The sequence below is a fragment of the Streptomyces sp. NPDC092370 genome, assembly GCF_044755265.1.
GTDB lineage: Bacteria > Actinomycetota > Actinomycetes > Streptomycetales > Streptomycetaceae > Streptomyces.
In genome coordinates this window covers 1-1,076 of record NZ_JBIVQO010000032.1, presented here as the reverse complement: position 1 = coordinate 1,076, position 1,076 = coordinate 1, and the positions used below count along the sequence as shown (strand labels likewise).

Here is a 1,076-nt window from a genome sequence, read left to right as displayed (position 1 = left end):
CCCGCTACCGGTACGAGACTCGCCCGGGCGACCTGGGTGCTGATCCTCATGTTGGCGTTCGCCGTCCTTCCTGCCGCGGTGCATCCCACGGCGGCCAGGGCCGACAACCCGATCGTGCAGAACGTCTACACCGCCGACCCGTCCCCGCTGGTGCACAACGGACGGGTCTACCTCTACACCGGGCACGATGAGGACGGCTCGACCTCCTCCTTCGTGATGAAGGACTGGCGGGTGTATTCCTCCGCCGACATGGCCAACTGGACCGACCACGGCTCACCGCTCAGCCTGAACACCTTCAGCTGGGCGGGCGCCAACGCGTGGGCGGGTCAGGCCATCGAACGGAACGGCAAGTTCTACTGGTACGTGCCGGTGACGGTCCGGGCGACCGGCGCATTCGCCATCGGCGTGGCAGTGGCGGACAGCCCCACCGGACCGTTCCGGGACGCCCTCGGCCGCCCGCTGCTGGAGAACACCGAGTTCGACCCGACCGTCTTCATCGACGACGACGGTCAGGCCTACCTCTACTGGGGCAACCCCAACCTGTGGTACGTCAAGCTGAACGCCGACATGATCTCCTACTCGGGCAGCCCCACCAAGATCCCGCTCACCACCTCGGGATTCGGCACCCGCACCGGTGATCCCAACCGTCCCACGCTGTACGAAGAAGGGCCGTGGGCCTACAAGCGGAACGGTCTGTACTACCTGGTGTACGCGGCCAGGTGCTGCCAGGAGTTCATCGCCTACTCCACGGCACCCAGCCCGACCGGACCCTGGACCTACCGTGGCACAGTCATGCCCGCCCAGGGCAACAGCTTCACCAACCACGCGGGCCTCGTGGACTTCAAGGGCGGTTCGTACTTCTTCTACCACAACGGAGCCCTCCCGGGCGGAGGCGGCTTCACCCGCTCGGTAGCCGTGGAGAAGTTCTCCTACAACGCCGACGGCAGCATTCCGACGATCAACATGACGAGCGCGGGTGCCCCGCAGGCCGGCTCACTCGATCCGTACGTCCGCCAGGAGGCCGAGACGATCGCCTGGGGTTCCGGGATCGAGACCGAATGGACCAGCGACGGCGG

At 66.6% G+C, this 1,076-nt stretch carries 1 protein-coding gene; it reads left to right on the top strand.

Features of this window, described 5'->3' with window-relative positions:
• Positions 1-1,076 (top strand): glycoside hydrolase family 43 protein (locus ACIQHQ_RS37400; RefSeq protein ID WP_402621309.1); only part of this gene is annotated, 1,076 nt, incomplete at both ends.